Here is a 25,357-nt window from a genome sequence, read left to right as displayed (position 1 = left end):
TGAGGCGCAAAGATAAAACAGTTATCACAAGAAAGCGCTGTCTGCGATACAAAAAGATAGAATGAACAGAATATAGGTGAAATAGATTTTTGTTTTTCGGAGAAAAAAACGACTTTTGCACGAATCATGTCATTAGAACATTAAGATGAAACTGAAAAGCATGCTATGTCTCCTTTTGTTATGTTTCTTGTTTGGGGCGGGAAAGGGGGTTGCACAATATACGATCCGTGTAGAAGGATTTGTCAAAGATTCATTAACCCGTGAAGCTATGCCTGCTGTATCGGTCATGTTGAAAGGAACGACGATCGGCACGGTGACGGACAACAGAGGCCATTTCTCCTTACAAGTCACTTCTTCCGAAAACGTATTACATGTTTCATTTCTGGGGTATGAAGAGGTTGAACTTCCGTTGAAAAGAAATGGAATAAACAATGTAACAGTCCGGATGAAACCAATATCTTATGCGTTGTCCGATATTGTTGTCAAGCCTGAAAAAGAAAAATATTCCAGAAAAAAGAACCCGGCGGTGACATTTGTTGAAAAGGTGATAAGTCGGCGTACAGTCAATGATCCTCGCCAACATGATTATTATCACTATAGCACGTACGACCAGAAGATTTTGGCCAAAAATGACTTTAACGAGGAAGAGGCACGTAAGAAAAAACGTTACAAACAGATCGATTTTATTTTCAATTACATCGATACGTCTCGGGTATCGGGCAAACCGATTTTGCCGCTTTACAACGAAGAACGGATCGAGAAGACGTATTATCGAAAATCGCCGACTGCGGAACGTAAAGTCGTACAGGGGGTGAAACGTGCCGGACTGATCGAAATCTTTTCGGAAGACGGGGTCAAACAGTTTATCGAGGAAGTGTTCAGGGAGATAGACCTTTTTCAAGACAATATCCCGTTGTTTTTGAATCGCTTTATCAGTCCGCTCGCTTCATTTGGTCCGCTCTACTATAAGTATTACTTGTCGGACACCGTAACGGTAGAGGGTGAACCGTGTGTCGATCTGGTGTTCGTGCCGTTTAACTCCGAGTCGTTCGGTTTTACCGGACATCTTTATATCCCCCTCGACTCGACTTTCTTTGTCAAACGGGTGAAGCTGAATGTGCCGCGGCACATTAACCTCAATTTTGTAGATTTTATGCGGATCGAACAGGATTTTATACGTGCAGATGATGGCACGCGGCTGATGACGAAAAATGATATTACCGTCGAATTTAAGCTGAACGCTAAAAGTAAAGGAACGTATGCCCGCCGCATTTGTCTTTATCGCGATCATTCGTTCGATCCTCCCGAAGATATCACGGTCTTTCGAGAGAATAATCCCGTGATGGAAACGGAAGATGCCCGCAAACGTTCGGACGAATATTGGCAGGGACATCGGGAGAACGAGAAAGAGATTACCCAGACCTCGGTCGAGAAGATGATGGCACAACTGCGCGCCGTGCCTGCTTTTTTCTGGACGGAAAAGATCGTGGGCGCTTTGATCAACGGGTATGTGCAGCCCCGGGAAACGAACAGCCCGGTCGAATTTGGGCCGGTGAACACCTTTATCAGCGGTAATGCGCTCGAAGGGGCACGATATCGCTTCGGCGGAACGACTACGACGAATCTTAGCCGACGTTTCTTTGTGGATGGTTATCTGGCTTACGGCGCGGGCGACGAAAAATTCAAAGGGGATTTGCTGGTTGAATATTCGTTCAACGATAAACGAAGTTTTCGTAAAGAGTATCCGTTCCATTATGTGCGTGCCGAATATCGCTATGACATCAATCAGATCGGGCAGCATTACCTTTATACGAATGCAGATAATGTGTTTATGATGCTTAAGCGGCGCAAAAACAACCTGATTACCTACATGCAGAAGGCCGAACTCGGTTATTATCATGAGCATTACAACGGGTTAGGCTATGGCATTACGGCTCGTCACTTGACGGAATGGGCGTCACGTTATGTGCCGTTCGCGCAAATTCAACCCGACGGGGTGACGGCTCTTCCACTCGATCATTACCGCTCGGCACAGCTTGAGGTGGTGCTGCGCTGGGCGCAGAACGAGAAGTTCTATCAGTCGCGCAACTATCGTTATCCCATTACGCTTGATGCACCGATCATCACGCTCAGTCATACCTTTGCCCGAAAAGGCGTCTTGGGCTCCGACCATCATTATAACCGCACCGAGATTGGCATCCGTAAACGCTTCTGGATGTCGCCTTTCGGGTATGTCGACCTTTACGGGCAGGCCGGTAAAGTATGGGATAAGGTACCTTATCCGTTGCTTATCATCCCGAATGCGAACTTATCGTACAGCATCGAACCGGAAACATATGCCCTGATGGACCCGATGGAGTTTATCAATGATCGCTTTGTGTCGTGGGAAGTCACGTATTTTATGAATGGAGCTTTGCTGAACCGTCTTCCGCTCATCAAACGCCTGCAACTGCGCGAGGTTTTTGCTTTTCGCGGATGGTATGGTGATCTGAGCGACAAGAATAATCCGTGGAAACCGGGTAATGAAGGACTTTATGTTTTCCCTGAAAACAGTTATCTGATGGAAGATCGTCCTTACATGGAAATCAGTTGCGGACTTGATAATATCTTTAAGCTCGTCCGGCTTGATTATGTCTGGCGACTCTCTTATCGTAACCATCCTCATACGCCTGACCGTGGACTTAGAATGAAAATGCAATTTTCATTCTGAATGTTTTTCTCAAATTTTTTGGCGGTTTTAGAATTTGTATTTACATTTGTCAGGAAAAAAAGTACAAACAACCTAAAGAACACAATAGATTATGGAAACATGGTGGGGATCACTCGATCCATTTATGCAAACTCTTTGGGGCATCGCTATTTTTGCCTCAGTGGTCTTTATTATTCAAAGTGTCATGACCTTTGTGGGGATGGACTCCGAAACGAATTTTGACGGCGACTTCGACGGCGATATGTCTGCCGACGGCACGGGTGAGGCGACCCCCTTCCAACTTTTCACGTTTCGTAATCTGATCAATTTCCTGCTGGGGTTCAGCTGGACGGCCATCGCCCTGCGCGCGTCCACCGAAAACACTTCGCTGATACTCGTCGGCGGCGTGGTGGTGGGTGTGCTGCTCGTAGCCGCCGTGATGTACCTGTTTAAATGGATGAGCGGCATGCAGCAGTCGGGCACCATTGAGCCGGAAGCCCTTGTCGGCTGCAAAGGGGCGGTCTACCTGACCATCCCGGCCGCACGCACGGGCGAAGGTAAAGTGCAAGTCAGCGTCCGCGGTGCCATCCGCGAATATGACGCCATGACCGACGGCGAGCGCCTGCCTAACGAAGCTCCCATCCGCGTGACCGCCGTCCTGAACGGGCACACGGTACTCGTAGAGAAAATATAGTTTACGAGTTTACGCCATCTTATTATATCCTTATGAAGACAGATAATTATTTTTTCCCTGCAAAGGATTTTGAAGCGACAAAACACTTCTATGACGATGTATTGGGTTTAGCCGTGAAGTTTGATTTCTCCTCTATGGGCATGATCGCCTATCGTATAGGAGACGACGAACCGGCACTTATCCTAAGGGATACCACACGATTCCCGGATGCCCAACCTGCTTTGTGGATAGAGGTAGAAGATGTGGCGGTTGAGTATGCCAAGATGAAAGAAAGAGGCGTCCGATTCCTTTCCGAGCCTTTCCATATCCAAACAGGTTGGGCCGTCGAGTTTGAGGATCCATCGGGTAACCGGTTAGGAATAACAGATTATAAAACGTGACAAACAGTTTCGTTATCAGTAATAATTTCAATAATCTCAATTTAATAGCTTATGCCAAGTTTATATTTAATTGTAGTGATCGTAGCCGTCCTGTTCGTGACGTTCGCTTCGATTCTTTCGCGTTATAAACGCTGTCCCTCGGACAAAATCTTAGTCGTTTACGGGAAAACAGGTCGCAACAAAGAGGGTGGCGTCAGCTCGGCACGCTGCATCCACGGTGGGGCGGCGTTCATCTGGCCCGTGTTCCAAAATTATGCTTTCCTCGACCTTACGCCCATCTCCATCGAGTGTAACCTGACGAATGCGCTGAGTAAACAAAACATCCGTGTAGACGTGCCTTGCCGTTTTACGGTCGGCATTTCGACCGAACCGGAGAGCATGACCAATGCGGCCGAACGTCTGTTAGGGCAAAATACGCACAACATCCAGAATATAGCCACCGATATTCTTTTCGGTCAGTTGCGCCTTGTCATCGCCACGATGGATATTGAGGAAATCAATGCCGACCGTGATAAGTTCTTAGCCAATGTCAGCGCCAACGTCGAGGCCGAACTGCGGAAGATCGGTCTGAAGCTCATCAACGTCAACGTGACCGATATTCGCGATGAATCGGGCTATATCGAAGCGCTTGGAAAAGAAGCTGCCGCAAAGGCTATCAACGAAGCCAAGAAGAGCGTGGCCGAGCAGAACCGTTTCGGTGAAATCGGTAAGGCCGAAGCCGATCGTGACAAAGACATCCGGATTGCAGAAACCCTCCGCGACACGCGTATCCGTACGTCCGAAGCCAATGCGCTGGCCGTGGAGGGGGAGAACAATGCGAAGATTGCCATCGCCAACTCCGATGCTACCCGTCGCGAGAAGGAGGCCGAGGCCGCCCGTCGGGCCGTGGCCGCCGAGAAGGTGCAGACGGCCAAGGCGCTGCAAGAGGCTTATCAGTCGGAGCGCGAGGCGGAAATGACACGTGCCGAGCGCGAGAAGGCGACGCAGACGGCCAACGTGGTCGTGCCCGCCGAGATCGAAAAGGAGAAAGCGATTATCGATGCCGAAGCTGAAGCCGAGAAGCTGCGTCGCAAAGCACGAGGTGAGGCCGATGCTATCTTTGCGAAGATGGATGCCGAAGCACGCGGTATCTACGAAGTGCTCACGAAGCAGGCCGAAGGATACGACCGTCTTGTTCGCGCTGCCGGAAGCGATCCCGATAAGGCGGTGCTCATGCTGATCACCGACAAATTGCCGGAGCTTGTCAAAACGCAGGTGGAAGCTGTCAAAAATATCAAGATCGACAAGATCACCGTATGGGATGGCAACCATGCTGACGGAAAAGGGATGACCTCAACCGCCAACTTTATTTCCGGGTTGATGAAGTCTATTCCCCCGTTGAACGATCTGTTTAATATGGCCGGAATGAACCTTCCGTCCTACCTCAAAGGACAGGATGATAAGACGACGATTCCGTTGAAGCCTGCAGAATCCGTGCCTGTACCCGAAAGAAAAGAACCGCCCGCGAAAGGGTAAAGTGTGAGAAGAAAAAATCTTTTGCGAGGGTGTGTCAAAACGCAATGCATGGGTGAAATGCAAGGAATTAAGGATGAGAGCGAGGGAGTATACTAAGGTATGTAACCGAGCACGCATTCCGTAAGCAACGAAGCAGTTCGCCCGTTATGACACACCGCCTTTTTCTATATTTATGAGAGGAAACGATCGAGGAAGAGGGCGGTGAAACGCAGGTTTATGGTAAAACTTTTGTGGATCGTGCGTGGAAATTGAGAAATTATCATGTACATTTGCATTTTGATTTTTATGTAAATTTTAAACTCTAACAAAATGGAAAATATCAATTGGTCGGAAATTCCGTTCGGATACATGAAGACGGATTATAACGTAAGATGCTGCTATCGCGATGGCAAATGGGGCGAGATTGAAATTTCTTCGTCCGAAATGATTAATATCCACATGGCAGCTACGTGTCTGCACTATGGTCAGGAAGCATTCGAAGGGCTGAAAGCTTTTCGTGGCAAAGACGGTAAAATTCGTGTGTTTCGGATGGATGAAAACGCCAAGCGACTGCAATCGTCGAGCCGAGCCATCCTGATGCCGGAATTGCCTGTCGAGAAATTTGAAGAGGCTGTCCGTAAGGTCGTATTGCTGAATGAACGTTTTATACCGCCCCACGAAAGCGGTTCGTCACTCTATCTTCGTCCGCTGCTGATCGGAACCGGTGCGCAGGTTGGTGTTAAACCGGCTGTCGAATATTTGTTCCTTATCTTTGTCACTCCCGTAGGTCCTTACTTTAAGAATGGATTTCAACCGTCGAAGGTATGTGTCATGCGCGGATACGACCGTGCAGCGCCTCATGGTACGGGAATGGTGAAGGTCGGCGGAAATTATGCAGCCAGCCTTCGCGCCGGCGAAAAGGCACGGCAAGGCGGCTATGCGGCCGTACTTTACCTTGATCCGAAAGAGAAAAAGTATATTGACGAATGCGGCCCGGCCAACTTCTTCGGCATACGTGGCAATACATACATCACGCCGGCGTCCGAATCTATTCTCCCGTCAATCACAAACAAGAGTCTGATGCAGCTTGCCGAGCAAATGGGCATGACGGTAGAACGTCGTCCGGTACCTTTTGAAGAAATCGCGACATTCGACGAGGCGGCCGAATGTGGAACGGCAGCCGTTATCGCTCCGATTTCTCAGATCGATGACCTGGATGAGGACAAGCAATACGTCATTGCCAAAGACGGAAAAGTAGGACCTGTTTGTACCCGTTTGTATCACAAGTTGCGTGCTATTCAGTACGGCGACGAACCGGACGATTACGGCTGGGTGAAGGTGATTGAATAAAAAAGTTTAAAAATAACAGAAACATGCAACATTTGGCCTCTGTTTTGCGTCATTATATAGAATGAATAAAAAAACGGAGTACAATGAAATTGAAAAGAATGTTTCTGTATATAGCAGTATTGGCAACCATGGTTTGGGCATGGGGGTGTAATGAAGAAGACATGCAAAGTACGGCTGCCGGTGCTTCTCTGAAAGTCTATAATATATACAATTCGGGTTGTTTATCGAATACCAGATCGGAAGAAGCGGGTAACGCTTCTTCCAGCCTGCATGAAACGCTTCGCCTGAAAGCCGTTGAAGACGGTAGGCTGCAGATCGCTCACGATAGCGCAGTTTATAATTGTGCGGCAAAGATGGAGATTCGTGTCAGTCAAAAGGGAGATCAGCTTTGGGTGAAGGAAGAAGATGTTTCGAAAAACAGTGTGCGATGCCTATGCCCGTATAACTTGAAATATGAAATACCGTTGAGACACGGAACATATACGATACGAATCAATGACGGAGCGGCCTATACGTTTACTCATCATGCGGCTACCGATACGGTCATTTTTCTTGGTCTTTCCATGAAGAATGACTTATCTTTTTGATATATAATTGTAAAGGAGGCAGTTCTTCTCTTGATCATGCGATGTGATCTCTGACCTTTTTTGTGAGAGCTTCCGGAAACAAATAGCAGTTTTTGCAGTTTTTTGCCAACTCGACATTGCAATTTCAAATATCTTCGTATCTTTGCCTTCGATTTTTAACAAGGCATGGAGGCTTTTTACCGAACACATCAATATCTGTTGGCACATCTTGGCTCGACCGTTCGGCGTGGGCTGATGGATGAAATTGATTGGAACCAACGGTTAATTGGCATCAAAGGCTCGCGCGGAGTCGGGAAAACAACGTTTCTGTTGCTGTATGCCCGTGAGTTTTTTGGTTCTGACAATAAAGAATGTCTGTATATCAATTTGAATCATTTCTTTTTTACGGAGCGGACATTGATTGACTTTGCCGGCGAGTTTCGTGCACAGGGTGGTAAAGTACTGCTTATCGATCAGGTATTCAAATATCCCGAATGGTCTCGTGAGTTGAGATATTGTTACGATCATTTCACCGATTTGCGGATCGTGTTTACCGGTTCGTCCGTCATGCGTCTCAAAGACGAGAATCCCGATTTGGCCGGAAAAGTCTCGTCATACTATCTGAGAGGCTTCTCGTTTCGCGAATATCTGAATCTGATGGCCGGCACCGACTTCCCAGCCTATTCGTTCGACGAGGTGATGAAAAATCACATGGCTATCGCCCGTGAGGTATGTGCATTGATAAAACCTCGTGCTTATTTTCGCGATTATCTGCATCACGGTTTCTATCCGTTCTTTCTCGAAAAGCGAAACTATTCGGAAAACTTGCTCAAAACGATGAATATGACGCTTGAAGTCGACGTTTTATACATTAAACAGGTTGAGCAGCGTTACTTGACGAAGTTACGTAAATTGCTCTACTTACTTTCGCTTCATATGCCTTGTACACCGAACATAAGCCAGTTGAGTAAGTTGATCGAGACATCACGGGCAACGGTGATGAACTATATTAAATATCTGCAAGATGCGCGGATGATTAATCTGCTTTATGCACCAGGTGAGGAATATCCCAAGAAACCTGTGCGGGCATATATGTATAATCCCAATCTGATGTACGTGATGAATCAGCAGATACCCGATGGACCGGCCGTAAACGAAACATTCTTTTGTAATCAACTGATTAAAGATAACAACATGAATGAGAGCAATCAAAATGCTCGTTTTTTAGTGAATGGGAAATATCATTTTCAGATTGTTCCCGATACGAGAGGAAAATTTAATCCGGGTATGTACTATGCAGTGGATAAAATGGAAATAGGAGGAGAGAACTTGATTCCTTTATGGCTGTTCGGATTTTTATATTAAGAGAAATAGAATGTAGATGTATATTAATTTAAGAAATTTATGACAAGAGAAAAGAAATTTTTGACATGTGACGGAAATCAGGCTGCGGCGCATATTTCCTATATGTTTTCGGAAGTAGCGGCCATTTATCCGATCACTCCTTCTTCGACGATGGCAGAATACGTAGACGAGTGGGCGGCCTCGGGACGAAAGAATATTTTCGGCGAACCGGTCCTGGTGCAGGAGATGCAATCGGAAGGCGGTGCTGCCGGTGCGGTGCACGGTTCGTTACAGGCCGGCGCCTTGACAACCACTTATACGGCTTCGCAAGGTCTGTTGTTGATGATACCGAATATGTATAAGATTGCGGGTGAATTATTGCCTTGCGTATTTCATGTATCGGCGCGTACCATCGCTTCTCATGCACTTTCTATTTTCGGAGACCATCAGGACGTGATGGCTGCCCGTCAGACGGGGTTTGCCATGCTGGCCGAGGGTTCCGTACAGGAAGTGATGGACTTGGCCGGTGTAGCCCATCTTGCGGCGATTAAGTCGCGTGTTCCTTTCGTCAACTTCTTCGACGGTTTCCGTACGTCGCACGAAATTCAGAAGATCGAAATGCTTGAAGGGCAAGATCTGGCTCCGCTGATCGATCGACAGGCGCTGGCCAATTTCCGCGCCCGTGCATTGAACCCGATGAAACCGGTGGCACGCGGTATGGCCGAAAACCCCGACCATTTCTTCCAACATCGTGAGTCGTCTAATGCGTTTTATGATGCTGTGCCGGCGATTGTCGAGGAATACATGAACGAGATCAATAAGATTACCGGACGTCATTATGGATTGTTCAATTATTATGGCGCTGAAGACGCCGACCGCGTCATCATCGCTATGGGATCGGTGACAGAAGCTGCACGCGAAGCGATCGACTATCTGATGGCTAACGGTGAAAAAGTAGGTCTGGTATCCGTACATTTGTATCGTCCGTTCTCGGCCAGGCATTTTCTGGCTGCCATGCCTAAGACGGCCAAGCGCATTGCTGTGCTCGACCGTACGAAAGAGCCGGGAGCGAATGGTGAACCTTTGTATCTCGATGTGAAGGATTGTTTCTACGGGCAGGAAGATGCTCCGGTGATTGTGGGAGGACGTTACGGATTAAGTTCGAAAGATACGACTCCAGCACAGATTCTGGCCGTATACGAAAATCTGGCATTACCGATGCCGAAGAATCGCTTCACCATCGGTATCGTAGATGATGTGACGTTTACATCGCTTCCTCAGAAAGAGGAGATAGCGTTGGGTGGAGACGGAATGTTCGAAGCTAAATTTTACGGGTTGGGAGCCGACGGAACGGTTGGCGCCAACAAAAACTCGATCAAAATTATCGGTGATAATACCGGTAAATATTGTCAGGCATATTTCTCGTACGACTCGAAAAAATCGGGAGGATTTACCTGCTCGCACTTGCGTTTTGGCGATCATCCCATTCGTTCGACATATCTGGTGAATACCCCCAACTTCGTGGCTTGCCACGTTCAGGCCTACCTGCACATGTACGATGTGACACGCGGTTTGCGCAAGAACGGCTCGTTCCTGCTGAACACTATTTGGGAAGGCGAGGAGCTGGCAAAGAACCTTTCCAATAAGGTGAAGAAGTATTTCGCCCAAAACAATATCACCGTTTACTACATCAATGCTACACAGATTGCACAGGAAATCGGGTTGGGCAACCGCACCAATACCATCCTTCAGTCAGCTTTCTTCCGCATCACGAGTGTCATTCCGGTAGAGTTGGCTGTAGAGCAAATGAAGAAGTTCATCGTGAAGTCTTACGGCAAGAAGGGCGAAGACGTGGTGAACAAGAATTATGCAGCTGTCGATCGTGGTGGCGAATACAAGCAGCTGACCGTCGACCCGGCGTGGGCTAATCTTCCTGATGATGAAAAAATGGGAAACAACGACCCGGCATTTATCAACGAAGTGGTTCGCCCCATCAATGCGCAGGATGGTGATTTACTGCCCGTATCGGTCTTCAAAGGACGGGAGGACGGAACGTGGGATCAAGGTACGGCGTATTATGAAAAGCGCGGTGTGGCCGCTTTCGTGCCCGAATGGAATGCGGAGAACTGTATCCAGTGTAATAAGTGTGCGTATGTTTGTCCGCATGCCTCGATACGCCCGTTCGTGCTTGATGAACAGGAGCGGAAAGAAGCCAAATTCGAACAGTTGAAGGCTGTCGGTAAAATGTTCGATGGAATGACATTTCGTATACAAGTCGATGTGCTCGACTGTCTGGGTTGCGGAAACTGTGCCGATGTATGTCCGGGTAAGAAAGGGGAAAAGGCATTGACTATGCAACCGCTCGAAAGTCAGTTACCTCAGGCCGATAATTGGAGGTATTGTGCGGATAACGTAAAAAGCAAACAACATTTGGTGGATATTAAGGCGAATGTAAAGAACTCGCAGTTCGCTACTCCGTTGTTCGAGTTCTCCGGCGCTTGCTCCGGCTGCGGTGAGACACCGTATGTGAAGCTGATCACGCAACTCTTCGGGGATCGTGAGATGGTGGCCAATGCCACGGGATGTTCTTCCATCTATTCCGGCTCAGTGCCTTCTACTCCTTATACGAAGAACGAACAGGGGCATGGTCCTGCATGGGCTAACTCATTGTTTGAGGACTTCTGCGAGTTTGGCTTGGGCATGGAACTGGCTAACGAGAAGATGCGTGCACGTATTGTTCGCCTATTCACTCAGGCGATAGCAGGCGATCATACGCCTGTCGATGCCAAGGTGCTGATGCAGGAATGGATCGATTGCATGCACGATGCCGACAAGACAAAGGAATTAGCTCCGCAGTTAGAAGCTGTGATCAACGGAGGAGCTGAAGCCGGCTGTCCCATATGCAAGGAACTGCAGGGATTGTCCAATTACCTGATCAAACGCAGCCAGTGGATTATCGGCGGCGATGGTGCCTCGTACGACATCGGTTACGGCGGTCTCGACCACGTGATCGCTTCGGGAAAGGATGTGAATATCCTCGTGCTCGATACGGAAGTATATTCCAACACAGGCGGTCAGTCCTCGAAAGCTACGCCGGTAGGGGCCATTGCCAAATTTGCCGCCTCCGGAAAACGTGTGCGCAAGAAAGACCTCGGTCTGATGGCTACGACATACGGTTTTGTTTATGTGGCTCAGATTGCCATGGGTGCCGATCAGGCACAGACCCTGAAGGCGATTCGTGAAGCTGAGGCTTATCCCGGTCCGTCCTTGATCATTGCCTATGCTCCGTGTATCAGCCACGGCCTTCGTGCAGGGATGGGAAAGAGCCAGAAAGAAGAAGAAAGAGCCGTTGCTTGCGGTTACTGGCACTTGTGGCGCTACAACCCGCAACTGGAGGAAGAAGGTAAGAATCCGTTCCAGTTCGACAGTAAAGAGCCGAAATGGGAAGATTTCCAGGACTTCCTGAAAGGGGAGGTGCGTTTCTCGTCCGTAGCTAAACAGTATCCGAAAGAAGCAGCCGAGTTGTTTGCCGCAGCCGAGGAAAATGCCAAATGGCGTTATCGCAGCTATCAACGTATGGCTGCCGATGACTGGAGCAAGTAAGGGATTCGGTACTGAACGATAGAAAAAGAGGATGTGTCCGTAAAACGAAAACGTTCGGGCACATCCTTCTTGTTTTTTTTATATCCGGCTTAATTCTACTTCTACGGTTGCAAAGCCGTACCTTTCGGTTTTGTCGCGTATTTTCTTGTTTATCCAAATCTCAACATACGGCAATACAATCTTATTTTTATCACAACGAGCACTTAACCAAACCTTTTTGGATGTTTTACCGTATACTCGGTTTCCCACATATCTTTCTGACAATTAATCCATGGGTATCGTGTTCCGTATGCTTGTTTAAGCATTATGCGTATATTATCATCAAAACACACCGCCATCCTCCTCATAGAAAGGATGGACAGCGGTGTTTTTGACGCTTATAATTTCATTTTTAAATGAACATAGCCGTGCCATTCTTTTTGTTTGCGTAATTCTCCATCTACCCAGAATTCGATTCTCAGCAATGTGTCGTTCTTGTCTTTGTCCTCTACACATTCAGCTTTCATCTCGAGATAGCTTTCAGGGGGTACAATAAATTCTTTATCCCATCTGAACCTCATGATGGTCGAATAGTGAGTCTCGTAACCCTCTAATCTGACCGGGACACAAGGGTTATCACTGAATACTTTAATGGTTACCTTGTAATCCTTCTCTTTTTTGGAGCATGAGAAAAACAATCCACTCACAATAACGGCTAATAAGATAAAAAGGCTTTTGGTCTTCATTTTTCTATTATTCTACTGCCAAAGCAAATTTAACATATCCTGTGTTATATGTATGAACGACTGCTACTGGAACTCACGGACATCTTTCCTTGCATAGGTAGCTTTTGACAATACTTCAGCAAATTGAATGAGATATTTTTCTTTCTCGTCTTCATTGGCCATACTTCTCAACTTTATAGCTTCCGCTTTTCCTTTCGGAGACGTATTGACATCTTCGAACATGTTGTCGGAACAGGAACCCAGTAGAAGCAAGACAGCTCCTGCAATACATCCGACATAAAGAAATGTTCTTTTCATTAGAAATGTTTTTTTTTAATTTTGATATTATAATAACGGCCACAAAGGTAGAAAGTATTTTTGTCTCTGTTAATCCCTAAAAATAGGTATTTATTCTTTTTCGAGGTTTGTGAATTTCTTGTTTTTCTTATGTAGGGTTGAGATTTTTAGTTTAATTCTTTTTTTTATGTGAGGAATTTTTATATTTTTGGTGAATATAAAAGGAATTTTTTCTCGGTCGATCCCTAAAAATAGGGGGTATTATTTAAAATGAAGGGACGAGGGTACGCATTGTATTTAATTATTAGTATACGATAAATGATTGGAAAGCCTGAAAAGCCATCTTCGAGGTCAGTATATGCGCTTTCTGAATAGTCCATTTTTGTTTCCAAGCCCCTTTTTGAATGGCAATAAGAGTGGCGATAAAATTAGGGTTCCCATCCACCCAATAACATTGAAATGAATTCACAAGGGAGAATAATCGGGGGATACAAAAGAAAAGGCAGCTTCATCGCGTTGATGAAAAACTGCCTCTTTTCAATTTATGTAATACGAAATTACGCCGTAGCAGCTACTGCCGAAGCATGCTCTGCCGTTTTGAATTTACGTTTCTGAATTTCGTAAGCAATCGGGGTTGCCACAAACAGCGTGGAATACGTGCCGACGATCACGCCTAACAGGATCGCGAACGTAAAGCTTTGAATCGTAGACCCTCCCAACAGGAAAATAATAAATACAACGATAAACGTGGAGATTGACGTACTGAAGGTACGTGCAAGCGTAGAGTTCAAGGAGTCGTTGATTACCTGATAGCGATCCCGTTTCGGATAGTTCTGAATCGTCTCGCGGATACGGTCGAAGACAACCACGGTATCGTTGATCGAGTAGCCGATTACCGTCAGGATAGCGGCAATAAATGTCTGATCGACCTCCATGGAAAACGGCATAATCTTCCATAGCAGCGTATAGAATGCGATGATGCACAAAGTCGTTACTGCAACAGACACGAATACGCCGATCGAGAAAGCGACGTCGCGGAAACGAACGAGGATATACAAAGCCATACAGAACATGGCGAAAATCACAGCCATGAATGCGCTGTTTTTGATGTCATCGGCCATACTTGGTCCTACCTTTTGCGAACTTTGAATATGGTCGGAGGTAAACTGTTCGAATGTGGTACCCTCCGGCAAGAAGGATTGGAGACCGGCATACAGCTTTCCGGTAATATCATCGTCTACATCCTGCGCATTGTCTGCAATACGATAGTTCGTAGATACGCGTACCTGATTCTGGGAGCCGATTGTAATTACCCCTACCGATCCACCCTGCAACTGCGGCTCCAGTGCTGAACGGATTTCGTCCGTGCGTACGTCCTTATCGAAACGGATCACATAATTCCGTCCTCCTGTAAAGTCGATGCCGTTATTCAACCCTACGGTAAACATCGATACCGTACCGAGAACAATGATAATTAGCGGGATCAGATATCCGATTTTCCGTTTGCCGAGGAAGTTTACTTTCGGGTCAGTCAGAATATTTTTCGATACCGGAGTTGTGAATGTCAGATGCTTGATCTTGTCTTTTGCCAGTAATGCTTCGTATACGAGACGTGTCAGGAAGACGGCCGTTAAGAACGAAGCGATCAAGCCGATAATCAAGGTCGTGGCAAATCCGCGGATGGGACCTGTTCCGAAGACGAATAATACGATGCCTGTGATGACCGTTGTCAGGTTAGCGTCGAAAATTGCCGAGAAAGCGTTCGAGTAACCGTCGGCAATCGCCTTGGCCAATTGTTTACCGTTACGCAGTTCTTCTTTTGTACGTTCATAGATCAATACGTTTGCATCGACGGCCATACCCAACGTGAGCACCATACCGGCAATACCCGGCAGCGTCAGTACGGCTTGGAACGATGCGAGAATACCCATGGTAAAGAAAATATTCAGCACCAATGCGCCGTTGGCGATCATACCCGGTACAAGGCCGTAGATGGCACACATGTAGATCATCAAAATGATCAGAGCCAGAACGAATGAGATAACTCCCGCCTGAATCGCTTCATGACCGAGTGACGGTCCTACGATATCTTCCTGTACGATATTTACCGAAGCGGCCATCTTTCCGGATTTCAATACGTTGGCCAAGTCTTTTCCTTCATCCTGCGTAAAGTCTCCCGTAATCTGCGACTGTCCGCCGGTAATTTCTGTCTGAACGGTCGGAGCCGAATAAACCATGCCGTCCAGCACGATTGCGATGCTTCGCTTGATGTTTTCTTTCGTCAGACGTGCCCATTCACGTGCTCCTTCGGCATTCATCGTCATGCTCACCTGATACTGCGAACGTCCGATCTGCTGCTGTGCAAAGTCGGCCACCGCATTCGTCACGACATCGCCACTCATGGCCGGTGTGCCGTCGCGGTTCGTCACTTTCAGTGCATACAACTGATAAAACTGATCGTTCTCATCCATTGCTTTTACACCCCAACGGAAGATAATGTTATTCGGGAGCACGGCTTTCACTTGCGGCATATTCAGATATTCGGAAATCTTTTCCATATCTGTTTTTCTCGCATAGCCTGCCACCGGTCCCGGAATCAGGTAACGTCCGGTTGGGTCTACGTTCAGTTGCAACAAAGCAAACAACGGGTGTTGTTTGGCGTATTCTTCCAACGACATGTTGGCTTCGGGAGTTTGTTGCTCCTCACCTCCCAACTGTGCGATCAGCGAGTCGGTGGCTTGTGAGGCCATCGTGTCGGTTTGTACCGCCGATTCGGAAGTCGGCACGGAAGCTGCTGTCGTATCAGCCTCAGCCGATACGGGCGTCAGGACACGTGCCAACACTTGATCGGCTGCCATCAGCTGCTGGTTGATCTCGGTCAGGTTATACGTTTCCCAAAACTCGAGATTGGCACTTCCCTGCAAGAGTTTACGCACACGTGCAGGCTCTTTCACACCCGGCAATTCGACCAAGATACGTCCGGCAGTTTCCAGACGCTGGATATTGGGCGAAACAACTCCAAAGCGGTCTATACGCGTACGTAATACATTAAAGGAGTTGTCGATGGCGCTTTGCAGCTCTTCTTTGAGTACGGAAACAACTTGATCATCAGAGCTTTGCGGATTAATTTTTTCTTTCAGTTCAAACGTGCTGAAAAGGGCTGACAGATGTGCACCCGGGTCCAGCTTCTTATACTCTTCGGCGAACAGATCAACAAAGTTTCTCTGGCTGGTTGCCTGACGGGCATAAGCCGATTCCAATGCCTTGTTGAAGTTGACATCCTGACTGTTGTTGGCTAACGAACGGATTACATCCGGCACGTTGAGCTCCAATACAACGTTCATTCCCCCTTTCAGGTCAAGCCCTAAGGTCACTTCCATTTCCCGGCACTGCTTCAACGTATAAGCGCCAAACCACACTTTTTTGTTGGCTAACGAGTCTAAATAAAAACTCTCCTTCGACGAGCTTCCGTTTGCATACTCTGCCGCCTCTTTATAATATTTTCTCGTCACAAACGAGAAAGAAAGATAATAGAGGCAAACCAGAGTAAGCAATATCGCAAAAACTCTCACAAATCCTTTGTTTTGCATTTGAATTTCTTGATTTATATGTTATTTGTTCTTATTCCTCTTTTTTTTAGGGTGCAAATATAGCGTTTTTTCATTAGTTAATGACAAAAACGGAATTAATTCTTGTTTTAGTTAGATAGAGGGAAAAGGGAGGTGAAATTTAGGAACTTCTATAAAAAAGAAATGGTTGTCTCACGACAACCACAATCTTCATTGTTAACCTTAAATCTAATACCATGAAAAACACGATGCAAAGATAAGGCGTTTTATGCTATCCAACATAATTCTTCGGCAGAAAAATGCACTGCGTTATGTTTATTTAACTCTTTTGTCAGCTCCCCACATCAATTTATCACGTAAAGTTTGATAGAAAGTCTGGTTATACCGATTGATAATAAGTGTTGAAAAATCCGCTTTAGAAACGGAAAGTCTTACATCTGTCGGGCAGCTTTGCGAACGTCCGTCCAGGGAGATTAGAAAGGAGTGGGTACGACTTTCGATATTTAACGAAATTTTATACGATCCGGGCACCACGAGAGGGCGTACATTCAAGCTGTGCGGCGCCACCGGACTTAATACAATGTTATCGCTTTGTGGCAAAATGATGGGCCCGTTGACACTCATCGAATAAGCCGTAGAGCCGGTGGGGGTGGCAATGACTAACCCGTCGGCCTGGTACGATGTCAGGTATTCATCGTTCAAACTTGTATGAATCGTGATCATGGACGATGTCTCACGCTTGAGGATCGCGACCTCGTTCAAGGCACAGTTATACCCTTCAAACGAATGTTTGTCCATATCCAGCCGGAGCAACATTCGCTCTTCTATATGATAATGTTTATGATAAAGTTCGTCAAGTGTTTCTTCAATCTGCTCTGCTCCGATATCGGCCAGGAATCCCAATCGTCCCGTATTGATCCCTAAAATCGGAATGTTCTGTCTGTTGATCTGTTCTGCCGTGCGGAGAAATGTCCCGTCTCCTCCGACACTTAATGCGATATCCAGATCGAACGGAGGCACTTGAAGTATGCCGTCAATCATCGGGCATACTTCCGGAAACTCGGCCAGAAAGGTATAGAAATTGTGCGACACATAGACTTCCGCCTTCAATGCGGCTAATTTTTTGAACAATCTGCGAATCAACGGTAATTTATCCGTGTGATACCCACTGCCGAATAATCCAACTTTCATTTTATAAATCTTTTGCACCGAATTTCTTTAATAATTTCTCAATTCATCCTACATTTGCATGTATATTTCTCGACAAATATAGAATATATGAACGGAATAAGACTGATCTTGCATGGTAAAATTAAGTGTGAACATCAATAAGGCGGCTACCCTCCGTAATGCACGAGGCGGGAATACTCCTGACATAGAACAGATTGCCAAAGATTGTGAATCGTTCGGAGCACAGGGTATCACCGTGCATCCCCGTCCTGACAGAAGGCACATCCGTTACAGCGACGTCTATGCCATCAAGCCGAATATTCGTACCGAGTTGAATATCGAAGGCTATCCGAGTCAATCATTTATCGATCTGGTATTAGATGTGAAGCCGACACAAGTTACATTAGTTCCTGATGCCCCCGATGTGCTCACGTCGAACGCGGGATGGAAGGTGCAGGAGCATTTCGAGTTGTTGAGCGGATTGGCAGATTTGTTTAAGCGCCATCAGATCCGTATGTCTATTTTTGTCGAAACGGATTTGACTAATTTGGAATGGGCTGCCCGGACAGGTACCGACCGTATCGAACTGTATACCGAACCGTATGCACAGCAATATGCCATAGATAGAGACACTGCCGTAGCCCCATTTGTCGAAGCCGCTACGTGTGCGCATGAACTTGGTCTCGGCATCAATGCCGGTCATGATCTGAATCTGCAAAATCTTTCCTTCTTCGCCTCGCGTGTTCCATGGCTCGAAGAAGTGTCGATCGGTCACGCTCTGATCTGCGATGCTCTTTATTACGGCTTGAAAGAAACAATCAGGCTCTATAAAAACTGCTTGATACAGAGATAGAAAAAAACAAGAACAAAAAAATATAAAACAGAAAAACGTATGAACATTTTAGCAGCATTAGCACAAGTGACGCCGAATCCGGCCAATGCAACTCCGATGAACCTGACTCCGGAAACCGTCCCGACGGAGGCGCAACTGAACATTATCGACCTGGCACTGAAAGGCGGATGGGTGATGGGGGTTCTCCTCATCCTTTCTTTAGTCGCTATTTACTTTTTTATTCAACGGATTTTGGTGATTCGTCAGGCCGCCAAGAGCGACGAAACGTTTATGAACCGAATCCGGGATTATGTGTATGAAGGGAAAGTCGATTCTGCTCTTAATCTCTGTCGTACGACGAAAACACCGGCAGCCCGCATGATTGAAAAGGGAATTATCCGTTTGGGACGTCCCACGAACGATGTGTTGGCGGCAATCGAGAATGCGGGCAATATTGAAATTGCAAAACTGGAGAAAGGCTTTCCGGTACTTGCCACTACAGCAGCCGGCGCTCCGATGATCGGCTTTCTGGGCACGGTGACCGGAATGGTACGTGCTTTTTACGATATGGCTAATGCCGGAACGAATGTGGATGTATCCTTACTGTCGGGAGGTATCTACGAAGCTTTGGTGACAACCGTCGGCGGTCTGGTAGTAGGCATCATTGCTCTTTTCGCGTACAATTACTTGGTCGCGCGTGTCGACAATGTTGTCAATCGATTAGAGGCCAATACGATGGAATTTATGGACATACTGAACGAACCGGCTAACTGAACATCATGGCGTTGAAACGAAGAACCAAAATCAATGCAGCATTCAGCATGGCTTCGATGACAGACGTCATCTTTCTCTTGCTGATCTTTTTTATGGTCACGTCGACCGTGGTCGTGCCGAATGCGATCAAACTGACCTTGCCTCAAGCTCAGAAGCAAACGGCAGCGAAACCGCTTACACGAGTTACGATCGATGCGGCCGGAAATTATTATGTTGCGGCCGGGAAGCAACGCGAACGGATGGTGACATTCGACGAGATTACTCCTTTCCTTCAGGAGCAGTACGTTCAGGAGCCGGAGATGTTCGTTGCATTATATGCCGATGAAACCGTGCCATATAAAGAAATCGTGAAAGTATTGAATATCGCAAACGAAAATAAATTCAAGGTGGTATTGGCTACTCGTCCACCGTCTCACAAGCCATGAAGTTTGAAAAGAATGATATCATAGCGCTGATCGGCTCGATTATTTTTCATCTGTCGATTTTACTCGTCCTCTATTTTACGGTACTTAAAACAATCGTTCCGGAGGAAGACAGCGGTATCATGGTGAATTTCGGCAATGTCAATCTTGCAGCCGGACAGTTTGAGCCGCGTGGTGAGCCGGCTTCATCCGATATGACGGCTGCTCCTCCGCCACAGCCTGCCCATCCCACTCCACGCGAAGAAATGATCACACAGGACCTGGAAGAATCTGTTTCACTCACAAATAAGAAGAACGAAGAGGAACGGAAAAAGAAGGAGAAGAAAGAACAGGAAGAGGCTCGTAGAAAGGAAACAGAGCAGCGTAAGGTGGAAGCGGAGCGTAAGAAACAGACGGATGAGCAGCGGCGTAAGGAGCAGGCTATCCGTGACCGCGTAGCCGGTGCTTTCGGTTCAACCGGAGGTAGCGAGAACAATAATCAGGGGGATGCGGCCAGTGGCAGCGGCAATCAGGGTAGCCCGTTCGGCAACTCCGACAGCGGAGCAAACGAAGGAGTGGGCGGTATCGGTTCATTCAACTTGAACGGTCGTTCGATCGGTGCGGGAGGCTTGCCCAAACCGGCTTACACCATTCAGGAAGAGGGGCGGATCGTGATCAATATCACCGTCGACCCGCGAGGCAACGTCATCATGGCCGAGATCGGTAAAGGAACGAACATCGACCATGCCACGATGCGAAAAAGTGCGCTCGAAGCTGCTCGGAAAGCGAAGTTTAACAGTATTCAGGGCACGAATAATCAGAGCGGAACGATCACGTATCGCTACTCATTAAGATAAAACGCATGTAATAACCATTCAAAAAACTTATAAACGATGAAAAAGGCTTATGTATTTTTAGCAACCGGCTTTGAAGAAGTCGAAGCGATCGGTACAATCGATGTACTACGCCGTGGAGGAATGCACGTTGTAACGGTTTCAATGACCGGTGCCGCAACCGTTAAGGGAGGGCATGATATCTCTGTTGTTGCCGATGCGCTATTTGAAGACCTCAGCTATGCCGATGCCGATGTGCTCGTACTGCCCGGAGGAGGTCCAATGCTTAACGATTACGAGGCATTGAAGAAGGAAATCGTGCGCCATCACGATGCCGGCAAGCCGCTGGCAGCTATTTGCGCTGCGCCGCTCGTTTTCGGCGGATTGGGACTGCTTGAAGGCAAGCGCGCGACATGTTATCCGGGATTTGAAGAGTACCTCAAAGGTGCAACTGTTGTTAATGTACCGACGGTTACCGATGGTTCTATCATTACCGGTCGGGGACCGGGACTGGTTTTCGATTTCGGGTTGGCTATACTGGAGCATCTCGAAGGGCTCGAGTCGGCGGAACAAGTCGCCAAAGATTTATTATTGAAATAAAAAAGCCGCTCTACGCGGCTTTTTTATGTATGACAGGTGAAAGTACTATTCTTTCACTTCCCCGATCTCTCCGATAAACAGAATGACGCCGGTGCTCTTTTCGCGTATGGCAAAAACAAACGGCTTGTTTATGTGGAAGTTGATAGGAGTGGTAGAGGGGGATGACGTTTTTACCATTTCTACGGCTGTTACGGCAGCAGCTTCCGTACCTTCTTCATCGACCTGCACAAACGTCTTATGGATCACACGTGAAATAAATATCGCAGCGTCGGTGATGCCGGGAAAATCAGCCGTCTCCGTAAACGGCACGTTCATTCCCATCTCCGGCAGTATCTTTTTCTCGAGCCCGTATTTACACTCTGTCTTGAAGCGCGGCATGCGCAGCGATACTTGTGTTGGGCGAATGCCTTTTATAATCATGCTCCAATGCTTGTTGTCGAGTTGTTCGATCACGTCGCGCGTTGTCTGACCTTCGTTCGGCAGCATCACGATCATGCTGAATGCTTTGTTGCCGTAGTCCATCTCAAGGTATTGACAGCACTCGTCGGTCGTATAGCCGAAGGTGCTTTTCTGCGCCATCATGTTGACTTCCTGTGTAGTACCGTCCGCTTTGCGGAAAGGCGCCCGTTTCGTATCGCTCTTTTTGAACTGAGTCACCCAGATGCCTTTGAAATAAACGGCATTAATCAGATACATAAAAGCATTTCCCGGAATATAGTCCAATATCTTGGTGATTTTGTCGTTCGTTTTTTGGGCGCACCAGCCGTTAATGGCCGGGAGGGTGGCGGGCGATGAAAAATCAACGGCTTTTACTTCCGCATCGTAGTGCGTGCGATTGGCCAGAATAAACGGTTCCTTGACCAATTCTCCTTGTTTGTACCAGATCGAATTGGCCATTCCGATTGTGGTGGAAGGGTCTACTTTGAGGAGCGCTTCCCGTAGTGAATGGCTGTATTCGTTGATATCTTCCATCGTATAACCGGTCTCACGCAATGCGGTTTTCATCTCATCGGCCGTGACGCCGGCCGCTCCGTTCAGGGTCATGTTCAGCGCCATGCTTACGCTCAACGGCGAGATAAAGACATTCGCTTCCGTCACGTGTTTGCGTGTCGTTTGCAGCAGATCGAAGGCAAAGGCATTGTCTTTTTCTATCTTTTCCGCCTTTTTCAAGATGATGGGATGAGCCTCAGTCAGAGGCTTGGGTGTTTCCTGATCGGAAGTGCAGGCGCCCATCAAAGCCATGATTCCGATACACATCCATTGTGTTTTCATTTGAATCCAACTCTTTAGTAAAACATGTTTAAATTTAAAACGCTCTTTATACCTTGACGTATAAAAGAACAAAAACGCTGCATCAGCGGTTGAAAAAAGATGATTATTCGGTAGAAGATGATGAGAGCCCGAATGCAGATATCTTAATCTTGCCGCTTTTTCAGTGGGAGGATAATGTCGTTCGCTTGAACAAATGAGAGTCGGTTGGTAACAGGGTGACATCAAAATCACAAACTTTTTGTGTAGTTTTGCGCAACTTATGCAGAGGTGTGTGTGTGGCATAATTTGTTTGTGCGAAGACAGGCTGCGTCTGAGGATTTTATTTTGAAAGGGATAATGATATGAGATGGAGAGATATAGCGATGATAGGAGTATGGTTGTTGACGGCTTGCCGGCCGGAACGGCCGGTGACTTCATCGATCATCATCGATCTGGAAAAACCTACGCAACCCGTGCAGGAAGCGCTGTATGGTGTGACGTTAGAGGAGATGAACCATGCTGTAGAGGGTGGAATTTATGCGGAGATGATCCGTAACCGCAGTTTGGAGGATGGGGCTGTACCTTACGGATGTTTGTACGATGCGGCGCGGAATGTCCTCGTCACGCCAGCCGGTTGGGAAATACCTTTCGTTTCACCTTACACCGTTCCGGGTTGGCGGCCGCTTTCATCAAATACTTTGCTGACGATCGATACGCATGATCCTTTGAACGAAGATAACCGTCGTTCGCTGTTTGTGCAAGTCGCCTCTTCGGGAGGATACGGAGGGGCGGTAGCGGAGGGATTTCGCGGTATTGCGCTTGTTCGGGGCGAGCAGTACGATTTGTCGTTCTACTTGCGCGGCAGGCATGGGCGGAGCATCTCGGTTGCTCTGCGCGACACGTTGGCCGGCCGGCTGCTGAGCAAACCTCATGTCGTGTACATGCCGGATGTGTGGACATGCTTTCGTCATACCTTTACGGCGACGGACAGCGCTCGTAACGCAACGCTGGTATTTGAAGCCGACAGCGGTGCATCGTTTTACCTTGATGTCGTTTCATTGTTTCCTAAAAAGACGTGGAAAGGGCGTTCGAACGGTTTGCGCGCCGATCTGATGGAGGCGGTGGCGGGGCTTTCGCCGGCGTTTGTCCGGTTCCCGGGCGGAGCTTTTGTCGAGAGTTATACGTCTGTTATGGTTCCCGATTGGGAAGGGACTGTCGGGGCGATCGAGTCGCGTAAGCCGCTCTGGAGCATTTGGGGCTACGGTACGACGAACGGTGTCGGTTTTTATGAATACCTTCAACTGTGCGAAGACCTGAACGCTCGTCCCATATACGTGATGAATGCCGGCGTGCTGAATCAGCGTTTCCGTTCCCGTTATGAAGATATGAGGAATATGGGGTTGTTGGCACTCCGGGCCGCAGGTGCGGTGGCATATGCGAACGGGCCGGCGACGGATCCGCAGAGCGGAGGCCGGCGTGCCACACACGGGCATACCGCACCGTTCGGATTGTCGGATGTGGCTTTCGGCGATGCGAATTACGGTGAAGAATATGCCCGTCGCTATCTTTTCCTGAGGCGGGCTCTCAGGGATACGTTTCCGCAGGTCGCAGTCATGGCAAGTGACTCGGCGGCGGTTCAGAATCTTCATGCAGACCGGATTCATACGCGTTACCTGATGGATGCCGATCAACTGATGGCCGGCAGCGCCTGCTTCGAGACAAAGATCAGAAGTTTGCGTAAAGCCGAACTGTTTGTAGGGGCTTTCGGTGCGGCTTGGGGAGACGAGGGCGGTACGATGCGTGCTGCGGTGGGGGAAGCGGCTTTTCTCGTCGGGGTCGAACACAGTCCGGCGCATATCTGCGGTGTCTCCTATTCGCCGTTGCTGGGACATACGGGCTTCCCTCTGAACGGTACGCCGGCCATCCTCTTCGATGCGTCGCGTGTGGTTAAAACGCCTTCATACCATGTTTTGAAAATGTTTGCCGGTCACCGGGGGAAAGAGTTGCTGGTGACGGAGGTGAACACCTATCACAAACCGTTGGTAACTTGCGGTCGGGCATCCATTGCGTTTTCGGGCGATGAGTTTGAAGCCGGCGAAATTGCGTTGGATGGAGCGGTACAGTCGATCATCCCGGAAAAAGAGGAGCCGCCGGGCGGTGTGAAATATATGCAATTGGGCGACTCAATGATTTGCAATTACACACTCTCAGTCCGTGTCCGTCCGCTAAAGAGGGGAGCAACCATGCGATTGCAAGTGCGCGACAACGGCTTGAACGACGAGCGACGCAGTGCCGTCTCGCTCGTGTTGACCGATACGGCCGCTCTGCTGTATCGTTGTGCCGGGACGTTGCGGCAACCACTCACCAAAGTCGTTCCCTTGTCGCTCTCGAAAGATGCGTGGAGCACGGTACAGATCGAATGCCGGGACGAGACGATCCGCTGCCGGATTGACCGGGTTGAACTGCCCGAAGCGACACTGCCGTTTATCTCTTCGCTGCTTTCGGTGGCTACATACGATCCGGATACAAAGACGATCATTTTGAAAGTCGTCAATACGACAATGCATGAAGAATGGACCTCGTTGGACGTGAAAGGCCGGAAAGTAGAAGATGAGGCCGAACTGCTCCAGCTCTCGGCGCGTCCCGAAAGCCGTAATACCTTCAAACATCCCGATTCGGTAAAGCCTGTGCGACAGGCGATACGCTTTCCGATGCAACGCCCGATACGCTACGGATTTCCCCCCAACTCGGTAACGATTCTCCGACTGAAGGTGAAAGAGTGAACAGCCCTAAACTTATTGCCTCG

Annotated in this window: 19 protein-coding genes; 14 read left to right on the top strand and 5 right to left on the bottom strand. The window is 47.9% G+C overall.

What is annotated here, in order from left to right:
• The first annotated feature begins 145 nt into the window (after positions 1 to 145).
• The 8 genes from Tanf_RS07710 (at position 146) to nifJ (ending at position 12,120) form a co-directional block, all read left to right on the top strand.
• Positions 146 to 2,710, top strand: coding sequence for a DUF5686 and carboxypeptidase-like regulatory domain-containing protein (locus tag Tanf_RS07710; protein ID WP_231964118.1), 2,565 nt, complete (start codon positions 146 to 148; stop codon positions 2,708 to 2,710).
• A 91-nt stretch (positions 2,711 to 2,801) separates the two neighbouring features.
• The gene (locus Tanf_RS07705) at positions 2,802 to 3,383 is read left to right on the top strand and encodes a hypothetical protein (protein ID WP_014226234.1); all 582 of its coding nucleotides are present in this window, start codon (positions 2,802 to 2,804) and stop codon (positions 3,381 to 3,383) included.
• A 32-nt stretch (positions 3,384 to 3,415) separates the two neighbouring features.
• Positions 3,416 to 3,763: a VOC family protein gene (locus tag Tanf_RS07700; protein ID WP_046825465.1), complete on the top strand. Its 348-nt coding sequence runs from the start codon at positions 3,416 to 3,418 to the stop codon at positions 3,761 to 3,763.
• Between the two features lie 51 nt (positions 3,764 to 3,814).
• On the top strand, positions 3,815 to 5,278 hold the full coding sequence (locus Tanf_RS07695; protein ID WP_046825464.1) for a flotillin family protein: 1,464 nt from the start codon (positions 3,815 to 3,817) through the stop codon (positions 5,276 to 5,278).
• A gap of 309 nt (positions 5,279 to 5,587) precedes the next feature.
• Complete coding sequence (locus tag Tanf_RS07690) at positions 5,588 to 6,607, top strand: branched-chain amino acid aminotransferase (RefSeq protein ID WP_014226231.1); 1,020 nt, start codon at positions 5,588 to 5,590, stop codon at positions 6,605 to 6,607.
• An 83-nt stretch (positions 6,608 to 6,690) separates the two neighbouring features.
• Positions 6,691 to 7,194: a hypothetical protein gene (locus Tanf_RS13835; protein WP_052449048.1), complete on the top strand. Its 504-nt coding sequence runs from the start codon at positions 6,691 to 6,693 to the stop codon at positions 7,192 to 7,194.
• Between the two features lie 165 nt (positions 7,195 to 7,359).
• The gene (locus Tanf_RS07680; protein ID WP_046825463.1) at positions 7,360 to 8,538 is read left to right on the top strand and encodes an ATP-binding protein; all 1,179 of its coding nucleotides are present in this window, start codon (positions 7,360 to 7,362) and stop codon (positions 8,536 to 8,538) included.
• A gap of 39 nt (positions 8,539 to 8,577) precedes the next feature.
• A complete protein-coding gene (gene nifJ / locus Tanf_RS07675; protein WP_046825462.1) occupies positions 8,578 to 12,120 on the top strand; it encodes a pyruvate:ferredoxin (flavodoxin) oxidoreductase in 3,543 nt (1,180 codons plus the stop codon).
• 377 nt (positions 12,121 to 12,497) lie between these two features.
• On the opposite strand, the gene Tanf_RS07670 is transcribed toward nifJ, so the two are convergent.
• The 4 genes from Tanf_RS07670 to Tanf_RS07655 form a co-directional block, all read right to left on the bottom strand.
• Positions 12,498 to 12,845: a hypothetical protein gene (locus tag Tanf_RS07670; RefSeq protein WP_046825461.1), complete on the bottom strand. Its 348-nt coding sequence runs from the start codon at positions 12,843 to 12,845 to the stop codon at positions 12,498 to 12,500.
• 63 nt (positions 12,846 to 12,908) lie between these two features.
• A complete protein-coding gene (locus Tanf_RS07665; protein ID WP_046825460.1) occupies positions 12,909 to 13,142 on the bottom strand; it encodes a hypothetical protein in 234 nt (77 codons plus the stop codon).
• A gap of 536 nt (positions 13,143 to 13,678) precedes the next feature.
• Positions 13,679 to 16,711, bottom strand: coding sequence for a protein translocase subunit SecDF (gene secDF / locus Tanf_RS07660; RefSeq protein WP_046825459.1), 3,033 nt, complete (start codon positions 16,709 to 16,711; stop codon positions 13,679 to 13,681).
• Between the two features lie 294 nt (positions 16,712 to 17,005).
• On the bottom strand, positions 17,006 to 17,881 hold the full coding sequence (locus tag Tanf_RS07655; RefSeq protein WP_046825458.1) for an NAD kinase: 876 nt from the start codon (positions 17,879 to 17,881) through the stop codon (positions 17,006 to 17,008).
• A 112-nt stretch (positions 17,882 to 17,993) separates the two neighbouring features.
• On the opposite strand from Tanf_RS07655, the gene Tanf_RS07650 reads away from it, so the two are divergent.
• The 5 genes from Tanf_RS07650 to Tanf_RS07630 are packed head-to-tail and all read left to right on the top strand — an operon-like array spanning position 17,994 to position 21,300.
• On the top strand, positions 17,994 to 18,713 hold the full coding sequence (locus Tanf_RS07650; protein WP_046825457.1) for a pyridoxine 5'-phosphate synthase: 720 nt from the start codon (positions 17,994 to 17,996) through the stop codon (positions 18,711 to 18,713).
• 39 nt (positions 18,714 to 18,752) lie between these two features.
• Entirely contained in the window at positions 18,753 to 19,466 is a 714-nt protein-coding gene (locus Tanf_RS07645) for a MotA/TolQ/ExbB proton channel family protein (RefSeq protein WP_014226221.1), read from the top strand.
• A 5-nt stretch (positions 19,467 to 19,471) separates the two neighbouring features.
• Entirely contained in the window at positions 19,472 to 19,891 is a 420-nt protein-coding gene (locus Tanf_RS07640) for an ExbD/TolR family protein (protein ID WP_014226220.1), read from the top strand.
• Entirely contained in the window at positions 19,888 to 20,724 is an 837-nt protein-coding gene (locus Tanf_RS07635; protein ID WP_014226219.1) for an energy transducer TonB family protein, read from the top strand. The genes Tanf_RS07640 and Tanf_RS07635 overlap by 4 nt, the downstream gene beginning before the upstream one ends.
• Before the next feature lie 36 nt (positions 20,725 to 20,760).
• Positions 20,761 to 21,300: a DJ-1 family glyoxalase III gene (locus tag Tanf_RS07630; protein WP_014226218.1), complete on the top strand. Its 540-nt coding sequence runs from the start codon at positions 20,761 to 20,763 to the stop codon at positions 21,298 to 21,300.
• 45 nt (positions 21,301 to 21,345) lie between these two features.
• Here the strand turns inward: Tanf_RS07630 and Tanf_RS07625 are convergent, their stop codons facing one another.
• Positions 21,346 to 22,572 (bottom strand): serpin family protein, encoded by a 1,227-nt coding sequence (locus tag Tanf_RS07625; RefSeq protein ID WP_046825456.1) that lies wholly within the window; start codon positions 22,570 to 22,572, stop codon positions 21,346 to 21,348.
• Between the two features lie 341 nt (positions 22,573 to 22,913).
• On the opposite strand from Tanf_RS07625, the gene Tanf_RS07620 reads away from it, so the two are divergent.
• Positions 22,914 to 25,334: an alpha-L-arabinofuranosidase family protein gene (locus Tanf_RS07620; protein WP_046825455.1), complete on the top strand. Its 2,421-nt coding sequence runs from the start codon at positions 22,914 to 22,916 to the stop codon at positions 25,332 to 25,334.
• Positions 25,335 to 25,357: the final 23 nt, after the last annotated feature.

The organism is Tannerella forsythia, assembly GCF_001006485.1.
GTDB classification, from domain to species: Bacteria; Bacteroidota; Bacteroidia; order Bacteroidales; family Tannerellaceae; genus Tannerella; species Tannerella forsythia.
Note: the sequence above shows the minus strand (reverse complement) of the source record. Positions and strands in the feature narration are given on the sequence as shown.

What these genes read in the sequence shown, in the direction of transcription:
- Tanf_RS07710 (WP_231964118.1), top strand. Translation starts at nt 146, where the DNA reads ATGAAACTGAAAAGCATGCTATGTCTCCTTTTGTTATGTTTCTTGTTT.
- Tanf_RS07705 (WP_014226234.1), top strand. Translation starts at nt 2,802, where the DNA reads ATGGAAACATGGTGGGGATCACTCGATCCATTTATGCAAACTCTTTGG.
- Tanf_RS07700 (WP_046825465.1), top strand. Translation starts at nt 3,416, where the DNA reads ATGAAGACAGATAATTATTTTTTCCCTGCAAAGGATTTTGAAGCGACA.
- Tanf_RS07695 (WP_046825464.1), top strand. Translation starts at nt 3,815, where the DNA reads ATGCCAAGTTTATATTTAATTGTAGTGATCGTAGCCGTCCTGTTCGTG.
- Tanf_RS07690 (WP_014226231.1), top strand. Translation starts at nt 5,588, where the DNA reads ATGGAAAATATCAATTGGTCGGAAATTCCGTTCGGATACATGAAGACG.
- Tanf_RS13835 (WP_052449048.1), top strand. Translation starts at nt 6,691, where the DNA reads ATGAAATTGAAAAGAATGTTTCTGTATATAGCAGTATTGGCAACCATG.
- Tanf_RS07680 (WP_046825463.1), top strand. Translation starts at nt 7,360, where the DNA reads ATGGAGGCTTTTTACCGAACACATCAATATCTGTTGGCACATCTTGGC.
- nifJ (WP_046825462.1), top strand. Translation starts at nt 8,578, where the DNA reads ATGACAAGAGAAAAGAAATTTTTGACATGTGACGGAAATCAGGCTGCG.
- Tanf_RS07670 (WP_046825461.1), bottom strand. Translation starts at nt 12,845, where the DNA reads ATGAAGACCAAAAGCCTTTTTATCTTATTAGCCGTTATTGTGAGTGGA.
- Tanf_RS07665 (WP_046825460.1), bottom strand. Translation starts at nt 13,142, where the DNA reads ATGAAAAGAACATTTCTTTATGTCGGATGTATTGCAGGAGCTGTCTTG.
- secDF (WP_046825459.1), bottom strand. Translation starts at nt 16,711, where the DNA reads ATGCAAAACAAAGGATTTGTGAGAGTTTTTGCGATATTGCTTACTCTG.
- Tanf_RS07655 (WP_046825458.1), bottom strand. Translation starts at nt 17,881, where the DNA reads ATGAAAGTTGGATTATTCGGCAGTGGGTATCACACGGATAAATTACCG.
- Tanf_RS07650 (WP_046825457.1), top strand. Translation starts at nt 17,994, where the DNA reads ATGGTAAAATTAAGTGTGAACATCAATAAGGCGGCTACCCTCCGTAAT.
- Tanf_RS07645 (WP_014226221.1), top strand. Translation starts at nt 18,753, where the DNA reads ATGAACATTTTAGCAGCATTAGCACAAGTGACGCCGAATCCGGCCAAT.
- Tanf_RS07640 (WP_014226220.1), top strand. Translation starts at nt 19,472, where the DNA reads ATGGCGTTGAAACGAAGAACCAAAATCAATGCAGCATTCAGCATGGCT.
- Tanf_RS07635 (WP_014226219.1), top strand. Translation starts at nt 19,888, where the DNA reads ATGAAGTTTGAAAAGAATGATATCATAGCGCTGATCGGCTCGATTATT.
- Tanf_RS07630 (WP_014226218.1), top strand. Translation starts at nt 20,761, where the DNA reads ATGAAAAAGGCTTATGTATTTTTAGCAACCGGCTTTGAAGAAGTCGAA.
- Tanf_RS07625 (WP_046825456.1), bottom strand. Translation starts at nt 22,572, where the DNA reads ATGAAAACACAATGGATGTGTATCGGAATCATGGCTTTGATGGGCGCC.
- Tanf_RS07620 (WP_046825455.1), top strand. Translation starts at nt 22,914, where the DNA reads ATGAGATGGAGAGATATAGCGATGATAGGAGTATGGTTGTTGACGGCT.